Source organism: Nitrospira sp. MA-1, assembly GCA_032139905.1.
GTDB lineage: Bacteria > Nitrospirota > Nitrospiria > Nitrospirales > UBA8639 > Nitrospira_E.
The window spans coordinates 160,214-178,933 of record JAQJDB010000006.1; the positions used below are offsets into that span (position 1 = coordinate 160,214).

Here is an 18,720-nt window from a genome sequence, read left to right on the forward strand (position 1 = left end):
TGGAGCCATGGAAGCCGTGAAAGTCCCTCCCGTGTTTCCCATTGTGAATTGGCCAAATAAGCGTGTCACGGTGTTTGGTCTCGGACGAAGCGGCAGGGCGGCTGCCGATCTCCTTCTGGACGTTGGCGCAAGGGTGACGATTGTCGAAGAACACACAATTCAGGATTTTGAGTCCACATCGGCCGCATATGGCCTTCGAGGTGCTCAGGTGTTTCGGGGGGATGAAGTCGCCGACGGGTTGAGGGATCTCGAACTCCTGGTCGTCAGTCCAGGAGTCCCCAAGGACCATCGTCTTCTCAATGAGATTGGCCAACGGGGCATCCCCATTATTGGGGAAATGGAATTAGCTGGATGGTTTCTTCGTGCTCCCATCATTGCCGTGACCGGGACCAATGGGAAAAGTACCACGGTACGTCTGATTGGATCGATCCTTCAACAAAGCGGGAAGCGGGCATTTGTGGGCGGAAATCTTGGTATTCCGTTATGCGAGGCGGTGCCCAAGCGCACGAACCCGTCTTCTACGCCCGACTATGAGTACGTTGTTGCAGAAGTTTCAAGCTTCCAATTAGAAACTATTCACCGGTTTCGGCCCTGGATTGCCGCATTGTTAAATGTGACGCCCGATCATCTGGATCGACATCCCACTCAGGAAGACTATCAGGCTGCAAAAGAGCGTATTTTTGAAAACCAGACGATTCAGGATTGGGCGCTGATTAATGCGGACGATCCTGTGGTGAGAACCATGGCCTTGTCGGCACGGTCAGGCATTTGTGAATTCAGTCTCACCAAAAAAGTGGAACAGGGTGTCTATCTCGAAGGAGGCGATATTAAGGCCAGAATGCATGGGGAAGATTTGTTATTGGCTTCACGGGATGCTCTTCCGATGCGGGGAGACCATAATGTGGCGAATGCGATGGCGGCAATGGGGATCGGACTTCTCTGTGGATGTTCAGCAGAGGATATGGTCCGTGCCCTTCAGACTACCCCGACCTTTGAGCATGCCTTGGAGGTGGTTCGGGAGTGGCAGGGGATCACATTCGTCAATGATTCGAAAGGCACCAATGTGGACGCCACCCTCAAAGCCTTACAGAGCTTTCAGGAACCTTTAATTCTGATTCTTGGTGGAAAAGACAAAGGCGGTGATTTTTCGCAGTTGGTTGACAGAATGACACGGCAGGTTAAGGGAGTGGTGATTATGGGAGAAGCCACTCAAAAAATCCTCAAAGCGTTGGATCAGATCGGACCGCCGGTAGCCCTTGCAACCAGCCTGACGGATGCGGTGTCCCAGGCCGTGGCCTTCGCGTCCAGGGGGGATGTGGTGTTGTTTTCCCCGGCGTGCGCCAGTTTCGATATGTTTCGGAATTATCATCATCGAGGACTTGAATTTAAGCGGGTTGTCGGAGAGCTTCAATAAATGGGCATCCCAGCCATCTTGCGGCGTAAAAACTCTCATGTGGATTCCCGGGCATGGGCGGATCTGTTCCCGAGAAATCTGGGTGTCGGCTCCAAGCGGATCGATCCTCTGATTGTGGGAATAACCCTGGCTTTGTCCCTTGGGGGGTTGGTCATGGTGTTTAGTGCCAGTGGAGTCATGGCGGAAAATAAATTTACCAATGCCACCTATTATCTCCAACGACAGATCGTATGGATGGTGCTGGGATTTAGCGTTCTGCTGATCGGGTCCCTGATCGACTATCGCCAGTGGAAGCAATGGATTCCCATGGTTGTCGGAGGATGTGTCGTAGGTTTACTGCTGGTTCTGGCTGTGGGTCCTCAAATAAATGGTGCTCGACGATGGCTTGCACTTGGATTTTTTTCCATTCAACCCACGGAAATGGCCAAGCTGGCTGTTGTGCTGTATCTCGCGGCATTTCTCTCCAATCCTCAACGGCGAGTCACTGATTGGCAACGAGGGTTTCTTCCTCCGGTGGCGATGGTAGGCATGATATGTGGGCTCATTGTCGTCGAGCCGGATTTGGGGAGTACCGTCGTCATCGGTCTGGTATTCGTCGGCATGATGTATCTGGCCGGCGCGCGAATCAGTCACCTGGGGTATTTAGGGGTGCCGATGATTGTGGGTGTGGGCTCTCTCATCTGGATGAGTCCTGAACGATGGGAACGGATGACGACATTTTTAAATCCTTTTGCGGACCGCCAAGGTGCAGGCTACCAACTGGTCCAGTCCATCCTGGCGTTGGAAAATGGGGGATTATTTGGTGTCGGTCTTGGGCAGGGCAAACAAAAATTGATGTTTCTTCCCGAGGGCCATACCGATTTCGTGTTGGCCCTGGTGGGAGAAGAGTTGGGGCTCGTTGGAACCTGCGGCCTTCTGGCTTTGTTTGCCATATTGGTGTGTAAAGGCTTTCGGGTCGCGGCTCTGGCACCAGATTTATTTGGGCGCTACCTCGCCTTGGGGATCACCATGCTCCTGGGTATTCAGGCTCTGATCAATGCGGGTGTCGTGAGTGGGCTGTTGCCGACCAAAGGTCTCACGCTTCCCCTGGTCAGTTATGGGGGGTCGTCGCTTCTGGTTACGATGTTAGCTCTTGGAATTTTGCTGAGTGTGGCCCGACAGGGACGAGCAGGTCCTTAAGTGAAGAGAATAGTGTAATGCGGGTTGTCATTGCTGCGGGTGGAACGGGAGGTCATATGTTTCCGGCTATCGCGTATGCGAAAGAATTTCAACAGCATGATCCCGGGGGGAGCATTGTGTTTGTCGGGACGGGAAAGTCTTTAGAGGGAGAAATTCTGGGGAAAGAAGGGTTCGGGTTTGAACCGATCACGGTAGAAGGTTTTGTGGGGCGAGGGGTCGTTGGCAGGTTGCGTTCTCTCATTCTGCTCCCGAATTCGTTGTGGCGTGCGGTCAGGATTCTCCGAGGTCACCATGCCGATCTGGTTATTGGGACGGGTGGGTATTTTAGTCCTCCCGTCGTCGTGGCGGCCTGGTTGCTGAACATTCCCAGGGTCTTGCTGGAACCGAATGCCATGCCGGGATTGGCCAATCGCGTGTTGGGTCCTTTGGCCGACAGAATTTTTCTGGCTTTTGACAGCGCGAAGCCTTTTTTCTCGTCATCAAAGGTCAAGGTCATTGGTACACCTATTCGAAAGGCTTTTGCATTGGAACGTCCTCCTGTTCCTCCGCAGAAGATCTCACACCTGTTGATTTTTGGCGGAAGCCAAGGGGCGCGGGCGATTAATTCTGCCATGCTGAATGCTGTGGAATGTTCATCCAGGCTGCGGGAGCAGGTGACGATCACCCATCAGACCGGAGCGGACGATTTCGAACGGGTCAAGGCCGGCTATGCACAATTGGGCATTCAGGTGGATGTCCGCCCTTTTCTCTTTGATATGCCTCAGGAACTTGCCAAAGCGGATCTCATCGTCTGTCGTGCGGGGGCTAGCACATTGGCTGAGTTATCAGCATGTGGAAAAGTCGGAATCCTGATTCCCTTTCCCCAGGCGACACACAATCATCAGGAAATGAATGCCAGGTCCATGGAAGCGGCCGGAGCGGCTCGAGTGCTGCTGCAATCCGACCTCACCGGGCAGCGGCTGGCGGAAGAAATTGAACAATGGATCTCGGATATTCCCCGGTTACAGGAAATGGCTGGACGAAGTTGGGCACTCAGGAAAGTCCATGCTACAGAGCAGATGGTGGGTGAATGCCTTTCCCTGGTGGGGCATCCGGTCGCGTCGTAATACCACAGATATGATGAGGAAATATGTCCACACGGATGAATACGTAACTGAGTCAAAGTAGAAAGCATTGCGTGAACATCTTTAATCTTTAATGGGGAGGGACTCTTACAGGGAATGAAGAGCATGTCCTGCGAGGTCAACGTCTGGAATGCCCCGGGTCGTCGTGCCATGAGAAAGGCCTATGGTCGCGTTGCGAGTCCGGTAGGCCGACTCGGTATTGAGACCATACGTCCAGACTTACAGACCATGTATTCACCGCGGTGGATACATCAAGTGACCGTCTCCGGTTATCCTCTCTTCAACTCTGGAAGTCTAAAACATTATGTTTCGAAAAATTCAGCACATTCATTTAGTTGGTATCGGGGGAAGTGGAATGAGTGGCATCGCAGAGGTTCTCCTCACCTTAGGGTATAAGGTGACCGGCTCCGATGTGGGGGTGTCCGACACAATACGCCGGTTAGAGGAATTGGGGGGGATGGTGTTTATCGGGCATCAGGAATCGAATGTGGAAGGAGCGCAAGTGGTGGTGGTGTCCTCGGCCATTGCCGGTTCCAACCCGGAAATTCGTGCGGCCCGGGCCAAGGTGATTCCCGTCATTCCACGAGCGGAAATGCTGGCGGAGCTGATGCGATTGAAGTTCGGGATTGCCATTGCCGGGGCTCATGGAAAAACCACCACGACGTCGATGGTCGCCTCGATTCTGGCGCAAGCCGGCCTCGACCCCACATTCGTGATTGGAGGAAAAGTGAATGCCATGGGTACCCATGCGCGATTGGGCAGGAGTGATCTGCTGATTGCGGAAGCTGATGAGAGTGACGGATCGTTTTTGCGGTTATCACCCTCCATCGTGGTCGTCACGAATATCGACCGGGAACACCTCGATCATTACGGGAACATGGAAGGTCTTCAAGAGGCGTTTTTAGAATTCATCAATAAGATTCCTTTTTACGGGGTGGCGATTGTGTGTGCTGATGATCCCTGGATTCGCAAGCTCCTGCCTCGGGTGGTGAAGCGATATCACACGTATGGCATGAGTGATTTTTCGGGTGCGCTGACATCTGATTTGTATGCGACGGAGATTGAAACCAAATCCATGGGTGTGGAATTCCGGGCGCATTATCGGGACCAAAAGCTTGGCCCCTTCCGCATTCGCATTCCGGGTGTGCATAACGTGTCGAACGCATTAGCGGCCATTGGGGTGGCCTTGGAATTGGATGTGCCGGCGGATTTGATCCGGGCAGGGTTGGCGGCCTTTGCAGGGGTTGAACGACGGTTCCAGATTCGTGGAGAAAAAAACGGCATTGTAGTGGTGGACGATTATGGGCACCATCCTACGGAAATCCGTGCCACCCTGGCGGCTGCGCGGGCCGCCTGGCAGCGCCCGTTGATCGTCGTGTTTCAGCCCCATCGATTTACAAGAACCAGGGATCTTGCGGACGAGTTTTCCAAGGCGTTCGAACAGGCGGATCGCGTGTATGTCATGGATATCTATCCGGCCGGTGAGACGCCGATTCCCGGAATCAACGGGCAGATGATGGCCGATACCATTCGCGCCTCTGGGCACCCTTCCGTCCAATGGCTCAATCGTGACTCGGGATTGATCTCCAAATTGCGTGAGGAGCTCCGTGATGGCGATGTGCTGTTAACTCTGGGGGCGGGAGATGTTTGGAAAGTCGGAACCGAAGTGTTGGAATCGTTGTAAGCGAGTGTGGTGAGTCATGAATATCGAAGGACGGAGAGGTGAAGACCGGCCGACCAAAATGGACAGCGAAACGGCTTCAACGAGCCGTGCAGCATGTGCAGGGAGAAGTCTGCTGGAACGAACCGTTGGCGCCACTTCTGTCGTTGCAAGTGGGAGGTCCTGCGGATGTGCTGGTCTTTCCCTCGGATGTGGAAGACGTCATTCGCGTGGTCCTAGGGGCTCGAACGGAAGGGATTCCCTTGGTGGTGTTAGGCGGAACCAATGTCGTTGTTCGTGATAAAGGGATTCGAGGCATTGTGATGCAATTGAAACAATTAACCGGGTTGCAGGAGGAAGCCGACCACGTGGTGTATGCTCAGGCGGGTGTGCGGTTGCCCCGGTTGATGCAATTTGCGGTGGGGCATCATTTGTCCGGAATGGAGTGGGCGGCGGGGATTCCCGGAACCGTGGGTGGAGGTGTGGTGATGAATGCCGGAACACGGTTGGGGGAAATGCAGGAGGTCTTGAAAGGCGTCGATTTGGTGAATCTGCGTGGACATCGCGTACGGATCGAGGCGTCCAACATGTCATTTGCCTATCGGAAGGCGACCCTCCCCAAAGGTATCGTCGTAGGGGCGTGGGTCCAGTTGGCTCTCTCGGTGAAAGAGCAGGTTGAAGCGAAAACCAAAACCTATCTGCGGTACAGGCGGGAGACCCAACCGTTAACTCTTCCCAATGCCGGGTCGGTCTTTAAAAACCCGCCGGGAGATTCTGCCGGACGGTTAGTCGAAGCGGCAGGATTAAAGGGCGTGCGGGTTGGTGATGCCGAAGTGTCGACCAAACATGCCAATTTTATTGTGAATAGAGGAACGGCCACCGCTGACCAGGTACTGGCATTGATTCGAAAAGTTCGACAAACCGTGGCGAGGAAATTTGGGGTGCGTCTTCAGCTTGAATGGAAAATTATTGGAGAATCGTAGAGATGCCAGGCTTGATGGTGGTGAAGAAGCGATTCAGTCAGAGTGGAAGGCTTATCACAAGGTGAAAAAACAGGGAATGATGACACAGAAATCTTTGCGAATCGGTGTACTGATGGGTGGATCATCAGCTGAAAGAGAGATTTCGCTCAAGACCGGGCGTTCGATCTGTGATGCGTTGACCCGTCGTGGATATACGGTGATCCCTATTGAAGTCGATGCCTCATTGCCGCATCAGATCCGGGCTAAGAAAATTTCGGTCGCCTTTCTGGCCCTACATGGACCGGGAGGTGAGGATGGCACGGTTCAAGGGATGTTGGAAGTGATGAAGATGCCGTACACCGGATCGGGGGTGAGTGCCAGTGCCGTCTGCATGGACAAGGGATTGACGCGGGTGGTCCTTCAAGCGGCCAAGGTCCCCGTCCCGCCAGGTATGACCTTATCCGGCAAAATGATCCCGGTTCGTCCACCTGCCACCTTAGGTTTGCCTATTGTGGTGAAGCCTTGCGCAGAGGGATCGACGTTTGGTGTCTCAATCGTGCGCAAGCCCTCTCAATGGAAACAGGCCTTGCAGAAAGCCTATCAATTTGGAGAGCAGGCGGTGGTGGAGAAATATATTCCCGGCCGGGAAGTGGCGGTGGGCGTCTTTGGCAACGAGGTGTTACCCGGCGTGGAAATCATTGTGCCCGGAGGGTTTTACGATTTTACGGCAAAATATGGAAAAGCTCCAACCCGTTATGTGTGTCCGGCTTCTCTTTCTTCAAAACTGGAAGCTGCTCTTCGTGATTACAGTCTTCGTGCCTATCAGGCGTTAGGGTGTCGAGGTGCTGCTCGAATTGATTTTCGCATTCATACCAACGGACGTCCGTATATCCTCGAGTTAAACACCATCCCCGGCATGACCGAACGGAGTTTGCTTCCCATGGCAGCAGCACAGATCGGGTGGGACTATGATGATCTGGTTGAACGGATATTGCGTGACGCCCTCTTTCCGAAGAAGATGGAGGCGTCTGTCAGGAAAGCCAAGACGACAAGGAAATCTGCGTCATGATAGGAAGAGAATCGTTGAACGCGAAACGGCCTCGAAAAAACCGGCCCCTCAAAAAAATAGGAGGACCGGTGAAAGCGAAAACTTCATCGACCGCCTTGAAGGTCCGGCGTGTCGTGATCGGAGGTGTCCTGGCCTGCCTTATCGTGGTGGTGCTGGTGGGAGGGCGACAGGTGATCCGATGGGCCGATGAGTGGACGGAAATCCAACAGATTACGGTTGTGGGTTTGGATCGAGTCACGCGTGATGAAATTCTGACGAGGCTGGATTTGCCGCCACAAACCAGTTTGTTTTCTGTGGATCCGGAACTGCTCGCGACCCGGTTGGATTCCCATCCCTGGATTGGGTCGGTCGCCTTTGAGCGGGTGTTTCCCCATTCCCTGGTGATCCAGGTGACTGAGCGTCAGCCCGCCGCGGTATTTGGGTCACCAACCGAACCCTATTTTCTGGATGCAGAAGGGTATCTGTTGCCGAAAGGGAAGGCGGTGGCGGGGACGACATTGCCCATTGTTGATGGGGTGACCTCGAAATTTATGACCCAACATGAAGATGAAGGCCATCGACGCGCCAAGCAGGGCATTCACATTGCGGAATTGCTGTCTCAGCAGTTTTCGGGAAGACCACGGATTGATGTGTCTCAGCCTCATACGACGGTCGTGGATCTTCCCAATGTCCGGTTTCAATTCGGTCGTGAGGTAGAGGACCAGTGGCAGCGATTTTTGGTGTTGTATCCCACCGTGAAGGATAAAATTGAAGGTCGGTCGCAAGAAGTGGATTTGCGATTTGCTCAGAAAGTCATTTTTCGCAAGAGGACACTATAGGACATGACCAAAAAAGAACACATCGTCGTGGGACTGGACATCGGAACCACAAAAATTTGTGCAGTGGTGGGGGAAATCCAGGATGATCGCTCCATTCATGTGATCGGGGTGGGCTCCCATCGCTCGAACGGGTTGAGAAAAGGCATGGTCGTCAACATGGAAAGTACGGTGGAGTCGATCAAGCGGGCCGTGGAGGAAGCAGAATTGATGTCGGCGGTCCAAATCAATTCCGTGTATACGGGGATAGCAGGAAGCCATATCGGGAGTGAAAGTGCGCAAGGCGTGGTGGCTCTGAAAAAACGGGAAGTGACCAAGGCGGATGTCCGGCGCGCCGTTGATACCGCTCGAGCCTGCGCCGTTCCGGCTCCGGACCGCCAAATTCTCCATGTGCTTCCCCGGGAATTTATTGTGGATGATCAGGAGGGGATTCGCGATCCATTAGGCATTGCAGGATCGCGCTTGGAAGTCGATGTGCATATTGTGACGGGAGCGGTGACCTCAGCGCAAAATCTTATCCGGTGCGTCAGCCGGGCGGGATTGGATGTCGTCGATATTGTGTTGCAACCGTTAGCCTCCAGTGCTGCTGTGCTGACAGCTGAAGAGAAGGACCTGGGAGTCGTGATGGTGGATATCGGAGGCGGAACCACCGATATCGCGATCTTCGTCGAGGGCTGTATCAGGCATTCGGCGGTCCTTCCCATCGGGGGGAGCCATCTCACCGGGGACCTGGCGATGGGCTTAAAAACCGCGCCGGAGGAGGCAGAAAAAATTAAATTGAAATATGGGGTGGCCAGCAGTCTTTTTGTGAATGAGGATGAAGGCATCGAAGTGCCGAGTGTCGGAGGACGGCCGCCGCGGGTTATGCCTCGAGCGTTAGTGGCTCAAATCCTTTCTCCACGGGTGGAAGAAATGTTCGAACTCGTCCTTCGCGAAATCCGTCGTGCCGGGTATGAAGGCATGTTGGTGGCAGGAGGCGTATTGACGGGCGGGACCTCCCTGCTTCCGGGCATGGCCGAGGTGGCGGAACATGTGCTCAACCTTTCGGTGCGGTTAGGTCGGCCAATTGGAGTGGAAGGTCTGCGGGAAATTGTGAGTAACCCGAGCTACTCCACCGCTGTGGGGCTCATTGTCCATTCGGTCAGTCACGAAAATGAGTTTGAACTCGTGGGACCAGGGGCCGGCAAAGGCAAAAAATCCGGACGTTGGGCCGGTGGGGTGGTCGGTAAAATGAAGGGATGGATCATGAACTTTTTTTAATTCATGACAAGAAAGGAGGATCATGTATCCGTGCCTACTTCGTGAGTCAATTTGACCCATTAATCAAATGTCCCCACGGGTTATCAGGGGAGTGGTAGAAAGGAGGAGTCGTATGTTTTCACTGTCTGAGGAGGAGGAGTCTGGCATTAACATCAAAGTTGTGGGTGTGGGAGGAGCCGGATGCAACGCGGTCAACACCATGATTGAAGCCGGCTTAAGCCGGGTAGAATTTGTCGTGGCCAATACCGATCTGCAGGCCCTGGGCCGCTCGCTTGCATCGTATAAAATCCAATTGGGGCCGGAGCGGACGCGGGGTTTGGGGGCAGGTGCCAAGCCTGAGGTTGGAAAAGAGTCGGCATTGGAAAGTGAACACCAAATCCGTGAGGCCCTGGAAGGCGCGGATATGGTATTTGTCACGGCAGGCATGGGAGGTGGCACGGGCACGGGCGGTGCTCCCGTTGCCGCAAAAATTGCCAAAGAGTTGGGAATTCTCACGGTGGGGGTCGTGACCAAACCCTTTCAATATGAAGGAAACCGGCGGACAAGTTTTGCCGAAGAAGGAATCCGTGAATTAAAAAAACACGTGGATTCTCTCTTGATCATCCCCAACCAGAAACTTCTTGGAATGGTTGATAAAAATACTCCGCTTGTGGAAGCGTTCAAAATTGCCGACGATGTGCTGCGTCAGGCCATTCAGGGGATATCGGATGTCATTACCACTCCGGGTTTGGTCAATGTGGATTTTGCCGATGTACGAACTGTCATGGGCTATTCGGGCCGAGCGGTGATGGGGATGGGAACGGGTCGGGGTCCGACGCGAGCCGGCGATGCGGCCAGACAAGCCATTGCCAGTCCCTTACTGGAAGATGGAAGCGTGGAAGGGGCTCGAGGGTTGTTGTTGAATATTACGGGCGGGCCCAATCTCACGTTGCATGAAGTGAACGAAGCGTCCAACATTGCCCGGGAAGCGGCGGATCCTCAGGCCAATATCATTGTTGGCCAGGTCATTAATCCCGACCTGGGGGATGAATTGACTGTGACGGTCATTGCCACCGGATTCGAACAAGCCGAGTCGGTCCTGCGGTTTCCGAGTGCACATCAACCGACTCTCGTGGTAGAGCCTGTTAAAAAACCCGCATTGGTAGCGGTGCCTACTGAAAATGGGGGGAGCAACGGTTCAAACGGATCTGAGGATCTTGACCGCCCCACCTACCTGCGACGACAGACGGCTGCCAGGCCGATTCCGGAAAAGAACGGCCTGTTGGTGGATGATGATTGGGACGTGCCGACGTTTTTACGGAGGAAGGCCGACAACTAATCTCATGAGCGCCGAGAAACGTCCCCTGCCAGTGGGGACCGGAGTATCCGATGACGGATTCACGAGTCATGTGATCCCCGTCCGGCATTTCTTCGGGACCAGGAGTACACCGGCAGGGTTACATACCCATATCCAACTCGGGCACCTTGTGAGTGGGCCGAAGGAATTTCCCGCTATTGTCTCGCTCAAGCAAATCCATAGTACCCGGGTGGTCGTCATCCGACCCCATAGGGGACTGGGGGCATTGGAGCAGACCGAAGGGGACGCGTTAGTCACCAATCAACCTGAGACCCTGGTAGTCGTGCGCACGGCGGATTGTGTCCCTGTGCTGCTGGTTGAGAAGGCCAGGGGCGTCGTTGCGGCCATTCATGCCGGATGGCGTGGCGCAGTGGCCGGCATCGTGGCAGAAACCATTCGGGCTTGTGTGGATGAATTCGGGGCAAAGCCGGAGCACATGCATCTGGCGATCGGTCCCTCTATCGGACCGTGTTGTTACGAAGTCGATGAACAGGTCATTAACCCGTTGCGAAGCCGGTATCCCGCATGGCCCGGGGTGCTTCAAGAAACCCACGAAGGCAAAGGGGTCTTAGACCTCAAGCAACTGATCTATCACCAGATCCGGGCCGGTGGCGTTCCTGACTCTCAGATTGGACGGGTAGACCATTGCACCCATTGTCGGGACGATCTCTTTTATTCCTACAGGCGGGAGGGGCAGGTGAATGGGACCATGTGTAGTGGAATTATGTTGCCTGCCGCATAAGGATTGATCCCGTTTGGGGGAGTAGTGAGACTTCCTGTGGTGAGGGGAAGCATCGCTGCCCCATCCTGGGCGCTTCGCTCCATCTTGGCCTCCATATCTGGCGGAGTGCAGTAAGGAGAAACAGTCTTCTTCTTAGTCCAGGTAGGGGTTTTATTCTTGTCCGTGACTCAAGCCGCAATCCCGTTTACAATAGAAGTCATATGAAAAGTTACCGGTATTCTCGTTGAAGGATGGCCACGTTTCTCACTCTATTACCCATACGATTCAGATGATCAAGGAGAATATCCGGCAGGCCGCCCTTCGTGTCGGGCGAGATCCTTCCGGAGTTCGGCTGGTGGCGGCGACCAAAACCTTTCCCGCGGTCAATTTAGACGAAGCGTATCGGGCTGGCGTACGAATATTTGGAGAAAACCGGCTCCAGGAGGCTCAGGAGAAACGGGAGGTTCTGGGGCCACGGGAAGAATTAGTCTGGCACTTCATTGGTCGGATGCAACGTCGGAAACTCAAAGACCTTGTCGGGAATTTTTCGTTGCTGCATTCTGTGGAAAGTCTGGAACAGGCCGAGAGAATTAATGGCGTGGCTGAAAAGCTCGGGATTCAACAAGCCGTATTACTGGAAGTGAATGCAGGTGAGGAAGCCAGCAAGGGAGGATTTACCTTCCAGGAGGTGGAAGCAAGGATGGAGGACTTAGACCGGCTCCCTCACGTCCAGATTCAGGGACTCATGACGCTTCCGCCCTGGCAGGAAAATCCTGAAGACGTTCGCCCTTATTTTATACAAGTCAGTCGGTTACGAGATCGATTGGCTCGACAGACATGGAGTCGTGTACGGATGACCGAATTGTCCATGGGCATGTCTCATGACTACGAGATTGCGATAGAAGAAGGGGCAACCATGATTCGGATCGGGACGGCTATTTTTGGAAGTCGAGGGAAAGCGGTTAGTCCCGGCACAGCGGGATGATTCGACTGATGTCAATGAGGCTGTTGAATAATTGAAAAATCTTTCAGTTTGTCGGTATGTGAGTAACCGAGAGCCATTGGAAAAAAGAGTGTTCAAAAAGGCTCGTCCAGCAAGGCCGCAGCCACTTGGGCGGGCGGAGCGTACGAGGGAGTACGTGAGCACGGCCAAGTGACGAGAACGCCGCTGGCGGACTTTTTCAACACTCTTATCTGTAAAGGAGAAACATGTTTATTGCAGGGAATATTCTACAGGCGATTGCGACCATCCTGGATACGATTTTATGGATCTTTATGTGGGTCATCATTATTCGAGCCTTGATCTCCTGGGTGAATCCTGATCCCTGGAACCCCATTGTCCAGTTTTTAGAAAGAGTGACGGAGCCGGTCCTTTCTCAAATTCGGCGTCGAGTCGGCATGCTGGGAATGGGATTTGATTTATCTCCGATCATTGCTATCCTTATTATTATGTTTTTCCAAATTGCCGTGGTAGCATCTTTAAAGGATCTTGCCTTCAGAATGCACTAGCCGGTGAGGGGAAAGGAGTCGTGATGAAAATTACACCCTTGGACATCCAGCATAAAGTCTTTGATACCCAATGGCGAGGCTATCACAAGACACAGGTGGACCAATTTCTAGAAGAAATCGCCGAGTCGGTTGAGGAACTCACCAAGGACAACCTGGTGCTCAAGGAGAAATTATCCGGGAAGGATGATGAAGTGGGACAACTCAAACGCGCGGAAACCACGCTGACCAGCACGCTTATTTCCACCCAATCCTTTGTCGATCAACTTAAGCATGGGGCCCAACGGGATGCGGATCTTTTGGTGAAAGAGGCGGAGTTGAAAGCCGAAGAAATTCTGGCGCAAAGTCGGGCCGAACTCGCCGAAATGCGTCGAATGATCTCGACACTCAAACAGCAGCGGGCGCTTGTGTTGGATCGCTTGCGGTTGACCTTGAGCTCCTTCCATCGTTTAGTAGAAATTGAAGAGCGACCGGAGGCCTCGTTTGAAGGAGAAGGCGAGCCGGAAATGAGTGCAGAGCGGGCCTCCCATCGGGAAGCAGGCTAGACGTTTCGATCTCATCATTACATTGTGGATCAGACCGATCCTATCGTGCGTATCCTCCTTGAAGGAATTCACGCGCAGGTGTTTCCGGGTGCGGTCCTGTTCGTGCGTCACCAGGGCTATCTTCGGGTACATCATGCTGTTGGTCTCACCTCCGGTCTTCCGGATGCGCATCCCGTCCAACTTCAGACCATCTACGACCTCGCTTCTCTCACAAAACCTCTAGCAACCGCGTCGGCCATTCTGCTCCTGGTGCAAGATGGACTGCTGGATCTATCAACGTCCATCGACACGTGGCTCCTGGAAACCAGGAACTTTCCATTAGGCCGGGTGCGTCTCAAGGATGTGCTCTCCCATCAAAGCGGTCTTCCGGCATGGCGTCCGTTTTACCAGGCCTTTCCTCCTGCTCTTCCCTCAGATGGCCCATCCCGTCATAAACGAGCCAGGGCATTTCTGGAGGTAATCCTCAAGGAACCGATAGAAGCTGTGGCACATTCCAAAAGCGTCTACAGTGATTTGGGTTATATGGTGCTCGGGTTTATCGTGGAACGGATCACGAATCAATCATTGGCTGATTTTTGTCGGAGTCGGATTTTTGTTCCCTTGCATGCGAGCCCTCTCGGTTATCGAGGGCCGACCGCGGCGGCAACCTTGGACTCATCAATTGCTGGGTGCGCACCCACTGAACAGGATTCATGGCGTGGGCGTCTTCTGCAGGGTGAGGTGCATGATGAAAATGCGTTCGCGCTTGGGGGCATTGCCGGACACGCGGGACTTTTTGGAACAGCCGAAGCAGTAGGGCAGATCACCCACGTCTGGCTGGAAGGGTACAAAGGCAACCCCGGGTTATTCGATCCTCACCTGGTCAAACAGTTTGTGACAGCCCAACCTGGAACCAGTTGGGCCTTAGGCTGGGATACGCCCTCTCAACCCTCTTCCTCCGGCCAGTGGTTTTCTCCGGAATCATTCGGCCATCTGGGGTTTACGGGCACGAGTATCTGGATTGACCCCATTCGTGACCTGGAGGTTATTTTTCTATCCAATCGTGTTCATCCCACCAGGGACAATCAAGCCATCAAAGCATTCCGTCCCAAACTGCATGATGCGATTATTCAGGGATTGGGGTAATACTTGCCGGGTTTCGGACCGGCGGCCGAGCCACTTTTGTTTCGGCAAAAGTAGCCAAAACCATTGACGCCCTGTCTGGCTGGATCGGATGGGCGGACGCGAGCTTTCGGAGGGCGGTCCAACTCGCAGGGCTCAAACAAGGCCCGCCAGGGGATGAGAGCGCTCGCCCCAAAGACCAGGCAGCAGGCGTCAGGGAAAAGGCAGTGGAGAGTTACAGAGCTTGAGGTATTCTCCATGAATGGTTGTATCGTCCCTCCAAATATATTCTGACGTATTCGAGAGCAAAAAATTCTACTAAACTGAAATGATTGGCAGGTTCGAGTATTGCCGGGTTTCGGCCCGGCAGCCGAGCTACTTTTGTTTCGGCAAAAGTAGCCAAAATCAATGACACCCAGCCTGGCCACATCAGATAGGGCGAACGCAAGAATTTGGAGGGCGGGCTAACTCGCTCTGCTCAAACAAAGCCCGCCAGGGGAGGAGAGCGTCCCCCCCAGGGCCAGCCAGAAGGCGTCAGGGAAAAGGAAGTGGGGTGCTCATGCCGACAATAAAGCTTTGGTAATTATTTGGAATGCCTAAAACAGAATCCCATACCTTGGATCAGATGCCCTGGCCACTTATACTCCCGAGGTAACGAAGCGATTAAAACCTGCTGTCTCAATTCCATGATGCGATCATTAAAGTGCTTTCTGGACATTCGGAAAAGAAAATTCGTCACCGTCTTTTTTCAAAATTGGTTCAACAACAGGCTGAATAGCGGGCTGTCCGTTGTAAATGGTTGTTATGCGCTGTTTGGGTTTCGCTACCTCGACCTTCTCTCACTATAAGTAAACCGTGCCATCGACTTGAAAATATCGACGGCAGCCAGACAGAAATTGCGGAAGACCTTGATCGTTCCGTCAGGGATTCCATCGATTTGGTACAACTGGTGAATGCCCGTCAAAGGCGAAGGCCACACTGTACCATGCTCGTGTGATTGCGACATGCAACTTGTCCCTCGACTTTTCGATGTGGCCAAGTTCGCTACTTTCTAAAAATTTTTTGATTGGTCCAGTTGGAACGATCAAAACCCTTGGGAACTGCAGGCCCTTCGCCAATCCGAAATTCAACGCTTCGTATCCGTACGTTTTCACTCGCCTGTCATGGCGTAGAACTTGGGGATTGAATCGTTCTATGTATTCCTTTACTAAGTTCTCGGCCACAAGGAACACTCCATCATGGGCAGTTGTGTCAATCCGTAAGGGCGTCATAGCGACCATTCCGGGCCAGAGCGTGTTCGAGAATTCACAAATTGGCCTATTGCATCGGTGGGTAGCGCTCATGTGCTCAATTAAGCACAATCCGTCTTTTTCCCATTTGTCGACCAGGCTAAGCACCCCGATTCCGAGATACTGCTTGTTCTTCTGTGCCGGGTTGGTGCTGTAGATATGTTGTCTAGGATCTCCAACGAGTGTGATCCGAATGCCTGATTGCAATAACATCCTGATAAATTCAAGATCCCATCCTGCCAGGTCTTGAAATTCATCGATGAACACATCGGTATAGATCTTTCCCAATCGTGCGGTCACGGCTTTGACCGTCTTGGCCTCGCATTTGATCACAAATTTCGCGATCTTGTCTGAGTAAATCAATTCACCATTAGCGAAATAATGGCGTCCAATATCTGTTTCTTTAACATATTTTGCGGATTGTTCGTTCACGAATAGTAACGACTCAATCCTCTTCTCAGTATACTTTGCTCGCTGATAGGGCCGCGCACATTCCCGCAGGAGAAATCCAAACCACGTCATCACGTCGACATGTTTGGGAACCCCCGAGTTTTTTTGTCCAAATCTTGTGATAATCTCGCGTGCGTTATTGTTGGTATATGTGACCATTGCAATACGGCGATGTCGGTTGTTAAGCGCCTCGTCTACCAACCGTGTCGTCTTGCCTGATCCCGCACAAGCGACAATAACCCTGTTCTCACTCGATGGCATGGATGATGTATTCCGGTGCGATCCATTCCTCAGCAGTCTCGAACAACTTTAGAGCGCAATCAGTTTTATATCGGTTCATGTATTTCAATAAGGCCTGATCATTTGAGTGCGTAGTATTAAGGATGGTGTTGAGAACTTGGAGAGAGTTTGCCTTAAGGAGCTGGGGTTCGAGCGTGGGATGGGATTCATCATCGTCAAAGAGGATGCGAATTTTCGAACTATCGTCATTGATAAATGAGGAGTACTTTCCCTTTAGTGCAGCCACATCCCCATCATTGTCCGTTACGACGCGCACATCGAGATTCAGAAGTGCTGCAATCTCCAGAAACCGCTTGAATGCAAGTGCACCAACCGAAATTACGTCAATCCCGTCTTCGAGCGGTAGTTTCCCATGCTTTTCTTTGTATGCTCGTTGCACGATCAATTCGTCTGATGGCCTTTCTACAAGAATGCTTTTTTGCGAGAGGATCAACCGAAGCGTGTCGTAGCCAGGCAGCTTCATGAAGTAATCTTTTGTGTTTGAAGTTAAATGCTCCAGGGTTGCTGATCGCCCATCGTATGAGATAAGTCTGAGATTGTCGATTCCCAACTTGTTCAAAACAAAACCACTGTGGGTTGTGATAATTACCTGGCGATCCAAACAGTCTTTCCTGATGTCATCCATGAGCATGTTCAGGTTTGAATGCGACAAATGATTCTCCGGTTCCTCGATGAGGAGTACCTGTGACTGTTCCGCTCCTGCAATGGCAAGGCGCAACTGTACTCGGCACTGCTCCCCTTTACCCGCACAATCAAAAGGCAGATTATCCAGATGAGCGGTAATGGCGCTGTCCCATGAAGCCCGAGAAGACATGTCCACCTGGACAGTCAGCTCCTTTGATGTTGCAGCATTGCCCTGATTTTTCAAGTGTTCATTGATAGCTGTAACACCGGGTGCATGTGCGAACTGATGTTGCAATTTTTTGTACGCAAGCGATAATTCACGTCGCTGGCTTTCGTTAAGAACATCATTTACTACCTGGGACAAGTATTTGTTTGGCCCGCGGTACATTCGGCTAAGACTGGTGTCGATCATTGCGACCCTGAAGGGTAATTGTCTGAGGGATACCCCCTCCCCGCTAAACGATCTCCATGTGGCCCGGAAGAACTCGACGGGCAATACAGTCGGATTCGAGTCATCCGCAGCATATTCCTTCAGTGCTTCAACCTGATTGCTATCGACTTCAATCGTCATTACTAGTCCCGGGCAGTCTTCGCTCTTTGTGTTGTTCGTCCCACTGAATTTCGCCAAGGCAGGATCATCGTCAATAGAATCTAGATACGCCTCAATCAAGACTCGTGGCGGCTGAGCCTCCTTACTTATCTGTCGCTTTGCAAAAAATTCTCTGACAATCGCCGCATTAAATAGGTATGGGTCGATGGCATACTGAATAAGGCGTCCTTCGTACTGGCTGGTGAGAACGAGGGCGATAGCCTCCAGTAGAGAGCTCTTTCCGGTCTCATTGTCCCCAACGATAACGTTGAAGGTTGGGTTCAATTCAAGTTCGAATTGAGTGAATCGCTTGAATCCTTCGATATAAATTCGAGTGATCCGCATTTCCAGTTCATGCTCCTATAAGTTCACGGCTATATTTCCCACGTGCCAGACCTGGAACGCCTCATGCTTAAAACCGAGAGCGAGGATTAGTTTCGTACTGTACGTAGTTCAATGTCGAAATTGGCCGACCAATGATAAACCGAATTCTCGGATCGATTTAAAGCCCGTCCAGCGGACGGCTAACACATGCCAGTCCCGATGGATAACAGACTAAAAGCGAACGCTCTGGAATGGGCATGTGGGGATTCTTAGTCAACTGAATAAATATGTCAACTTTTTGGACTGCTTTGGCTGGTTCATTTGTGCAGAAAATATGGTCAGGAAGAATTGGGGAATTCTTGATGGGGGGATCGGCGCTCTTTCATGAGAGATCCTGAAATTTTGTGTTTTGTGGTCGACGCCTGCCGGCTGGCCAAAGGGAGGGACGCTCT

General features: G+C 52.6%; 16 protein-coding genes. 14 read left to right on the forward strand and 2 right to left on the reverse strand.

The genetic code is table 11. The features are described from left to right. The first annotated feature begins 7 nt into the window (after nucleotides 1–7). The 14 genes from murD to PJI16_08180 all read left to right on the forward strand — a co-directional run bounded on the left by murD (nucleotide 8) and on the right by PJI16_08180 (nucleotide 14,716). Nucleotides 8–1,414, forward strand: coding sequence for a UDP-N-acetylmuramoyl-L-alanine--D-glutamate ligase (murD, locus tag PJI16_08115; protein MDT3777522.1), 1,407 nt, complete (start codon nucleotides 8–10; stop codon nucleotides 1,412–1,414). Next, nucleotides 1,415–2,593, forward strand: coding sequence for a putative lipid II flippase FtsW (gene ftsW, locus PJI16_08120; protein MDT3777523.1), 1,179 nt, complete (start codon nucleotides 1,415–1,417; stop codon nucleotides 2,591–2,593). Between the two features lie 17 nt (nucleotides 2,594–2,610). Beyond that, the gene (murG, locus tag PJI16_08125) at nucleotides 2,611–3,699 is read left to right on the forward strand and encodes an undecaprenyldiphospho-muramoylpentapeptide beta-N-acetylglucosaminyltransferase (GenBank protein ID MDT3777524.1); all 1,089 of its coding nucleotides are present in this window, start codon (nucleotides 2,611–2,613) and stop codon (nucleotides 3,697–3,699) included. 322 nt (nucleotides 3,700–4,021) lie between these two features. Then, nucleotides 4,022–5,401 carry a UDP-N-acetylmuramate--L-alanine ligase gene (gene murC / locus PJI16_08130; protein ID MDT3777525.1) on the forward strand — a complete coding sequence of 460 codons (1,380 nt, stop codon included), beginning with the start codon at nucleotides 4,022–4,024 and terminating at the stop codon, nucleotides 5,399–5,401. Nucleotides 5,402–5,439: 38 nt separating this feature from the next. Continuing rightward, a complete protein-coding gene (murB, locus tag PJI16_08135) occupies nucleotides 5,440–6,360 on the forward strand; it encodes a UDP-N-acetylmuramate dehydrogenase (protein ID MDT3777526.1) in 921 nt (306 codons plus the stop codon). Further along, nucleotides 6,347–7,408, forward strand: a complete 1,062-nt coding sequence (locus tag PJI16_08140; protein ID MDT3777527.1) for a D-alanine--D-alanine ligase — start codon at nucleotides 6,347–6,349, stop codon at nucleotides 7,406–7,408. The genes murB and PJI16_08140 overlap by 14 nt, the downstream gene beginning before the upstream one ends. Nucleotides 7,409–7,476: 68 nt before the next feature. Next, the gene (locus tag PJI16_08145; GenBank protein ID MDT3777528.1) at nucleotides 7,477–8,226 is read left to right on the forward strand and encodes an FtsQ-type POTRA domain-containing protein; all 750 of its coding nucleotides are present in this window, start codon (nucleotides 7,477–7,479) and stop codon (nucleotides 8,224–8,226) included. A 3-nt stretch (nucleotides 8,227–8,229) separates the two neighbouring features. Beyond that, nucleotides 8,230–9,483, forward strand: coding sequence for a cell division protein FtsA (gene ftsA, locus PJI16_08150; GenBank protein MDT3777529.1), 1,254 nt, complete (start codon nucleotides 8,230–8,232; stop codon nucleotides 9,481–9,483). 112 nt (nucleotides 9,484–9,595) lie between these two features. Continuing rightward, entirely contained in the window at nucleotides 9,596–10,801 is a 1,206-nt protein-coding gene (gene ftsZ / locus PJI16_08155; GenBank protein ID MDT3777530.1) for a cell division protein FtsZ, read from the forward strand. A 4-nt stretch (nucleotides 10,802–10,805) separates the two neighbouring features. Further along, a complete protein-coding gene (gene pgeF, locus PJI16_08160) occupies nucleotides 10,806–11,561 on the forward strand; it encodes a peptidoglycan editing factor PgeF (protein ID MDT3777531.1) in 756 nt (251 codons plus the stop codon). A gap of 223 nt (nucleotides 11,562–11,784) precedes the next feature. Beyond that, nucleotides 11,785–12,525, forward strand: a complete 741-nt coding sequence (locus PJI16_08165; GenBank protein MDT3777532.1) for a YggS family pyridoxal phosphate-dependent enzyme — start codon at nucleotides 11,785–11,787, stop codon at nucleotides 12,523–12,525. A gap of 224 nt (nucleotides 12,526–12,749) precedes the next feature. After that, nucleotides 12,750–13,049 (forward strand): YggT family protein, encoded by a 300-nt coding sequence (locus PJI16_08170; GenBank protein MDT3777533.1) that lies wholly within the window; start codon nucleotides 12,750–12,752, stop codon nucleotides 13,047–13,049. A 23-nt stretch (nucleotides 13,050–13,072) separates the two neighbouring features. Next, nucleotides 13,073–13,591: a DivIVA domain-containing protein gene (locus PJI16_08175; protein ID MDT3777534.1), complete on the forward strand. Its 519-nt coding sequence runs from the start codon at nucleotides 13,073–13,075 to the stop codon at nucleotides 13,589–13,591. A gap of 24 nt (nucleotides 13,592–13,615) precedes the next feature. Further along, the gene (locus PJI16_08180) at nucleotides 13,616–14,716 is read left to right on the forward strand and encodes a serine hydrolase (GenBank protein ID MDT3777535.1); all 1,101 of its coding nucleotides are present in this window, start codon (nucleotides 13,616–13,618) and stop codon (nucleotides 14,714–14,716) included. 896 nt (nucleotides 14,717–15,612) lie between these two features. Here the strand turns inward: PJI16_08180 and PJI16_08185 are convergent. Continuing rightward, a complete protein-coding gene (locus tag PJI16_08185) occupies nucleotides 15,613–16,692 on the reverse strand; it encodes a UvrD-helicase domain-containing protein (GenBank protein MDT3777536.1) in 1,080 nt (359 codons plus the stop codon). Then, entirely contained in the window at nucleotides 16,679–18,289 is a 1,611-nt protein-coding gene (locus PJI16_08190; protein ID MDT3777537.1) for an AAA family ATPase, read from the reverse strand. The genes PJI16_08185 and PJI16_08190 overlap by 14 nt, the downstream gene beginning before the upstream one ends. Nucleotides 18,290–18,720 lie beyond the last annotated feature (431 nt).

Excerpts from the sequence above, each read along its gene's own strand:
- pgeF (MDT3777531.1), top strand. The coding sequence starts at position 10,806 with ATGAGCGCCGAGAAACGTCCCCTGCCAGTGGGGACCGGAGTATCCGAT.
- PJI16_08175 (MDT3777534.1), top strand. The coding sequence starts at position 13,073 with ATGAAAATTACACCCTTGGACATCCAGCATAAAGTCTTTGATACCCAA.
- ftsA (MDT3777529.1), top strand. The coding sequence starts at position 8,230 with ATGACCAAAAAAGAACACATCGTCGTGGGACTGGACATCGGAACCACA.
- ftsW (MDT3777523.1), top strand. The coding sequence starts at position 1,415 with ATGGGCATCCCAGCCATCTTGCGGCGTAAAAACTCTCATGTGGATTCC.
- ftsZ (MDT3777530.1), top strand. The coding sequence starts at position 9,596 with ATGTTTTCACTGTCTGAGGAGGAGGAGTCTGGCATTAACATCAAAGTT.
- PJI16_08190 (MDT3777537.1), bottom strand. The coding sequence starts at position 18,289 with ATGCGGATCACTCGAATTTATATCGAAGGATTCAAGCGATTCACTCAA.
- murG (MDT3777524.1), top strand. The coding sequence starts at position 2,611 with ATGCGGGTTGTCATTGCTGCGGGTGGAACGGGAGGTCATATGTTTCCG.
- murD (MDT3777522.1), top strand. The coding sequence starts at position 8 with ATGGAAGCCGTGAAAGTCCCTCCCGTGTTTCCCATTGTGAATTGGCCA.
- PJI16_08170 (MDT3777533.1), top strand. The coding sequence starts at position 12,750 with ATGTTTATTGCAGGGAATATTCTACAGGCGATTGCGACCATCCTGGAT.
- PJI16_08185 (MDT3777536.1), bottom strand. The coding sequence starts at position 16,692 with ATGCCATCGAGTGAGAACAGGGTTATTGTCGCTTGTGCGGGATCAGGC.
- murC (MDT3777525.1), top strand. The coding sequence starts at position 4,022 with ATGTTTCGAAAAATTCAGCACATTCATTTAGTTGGTATCGGGGGAAGT.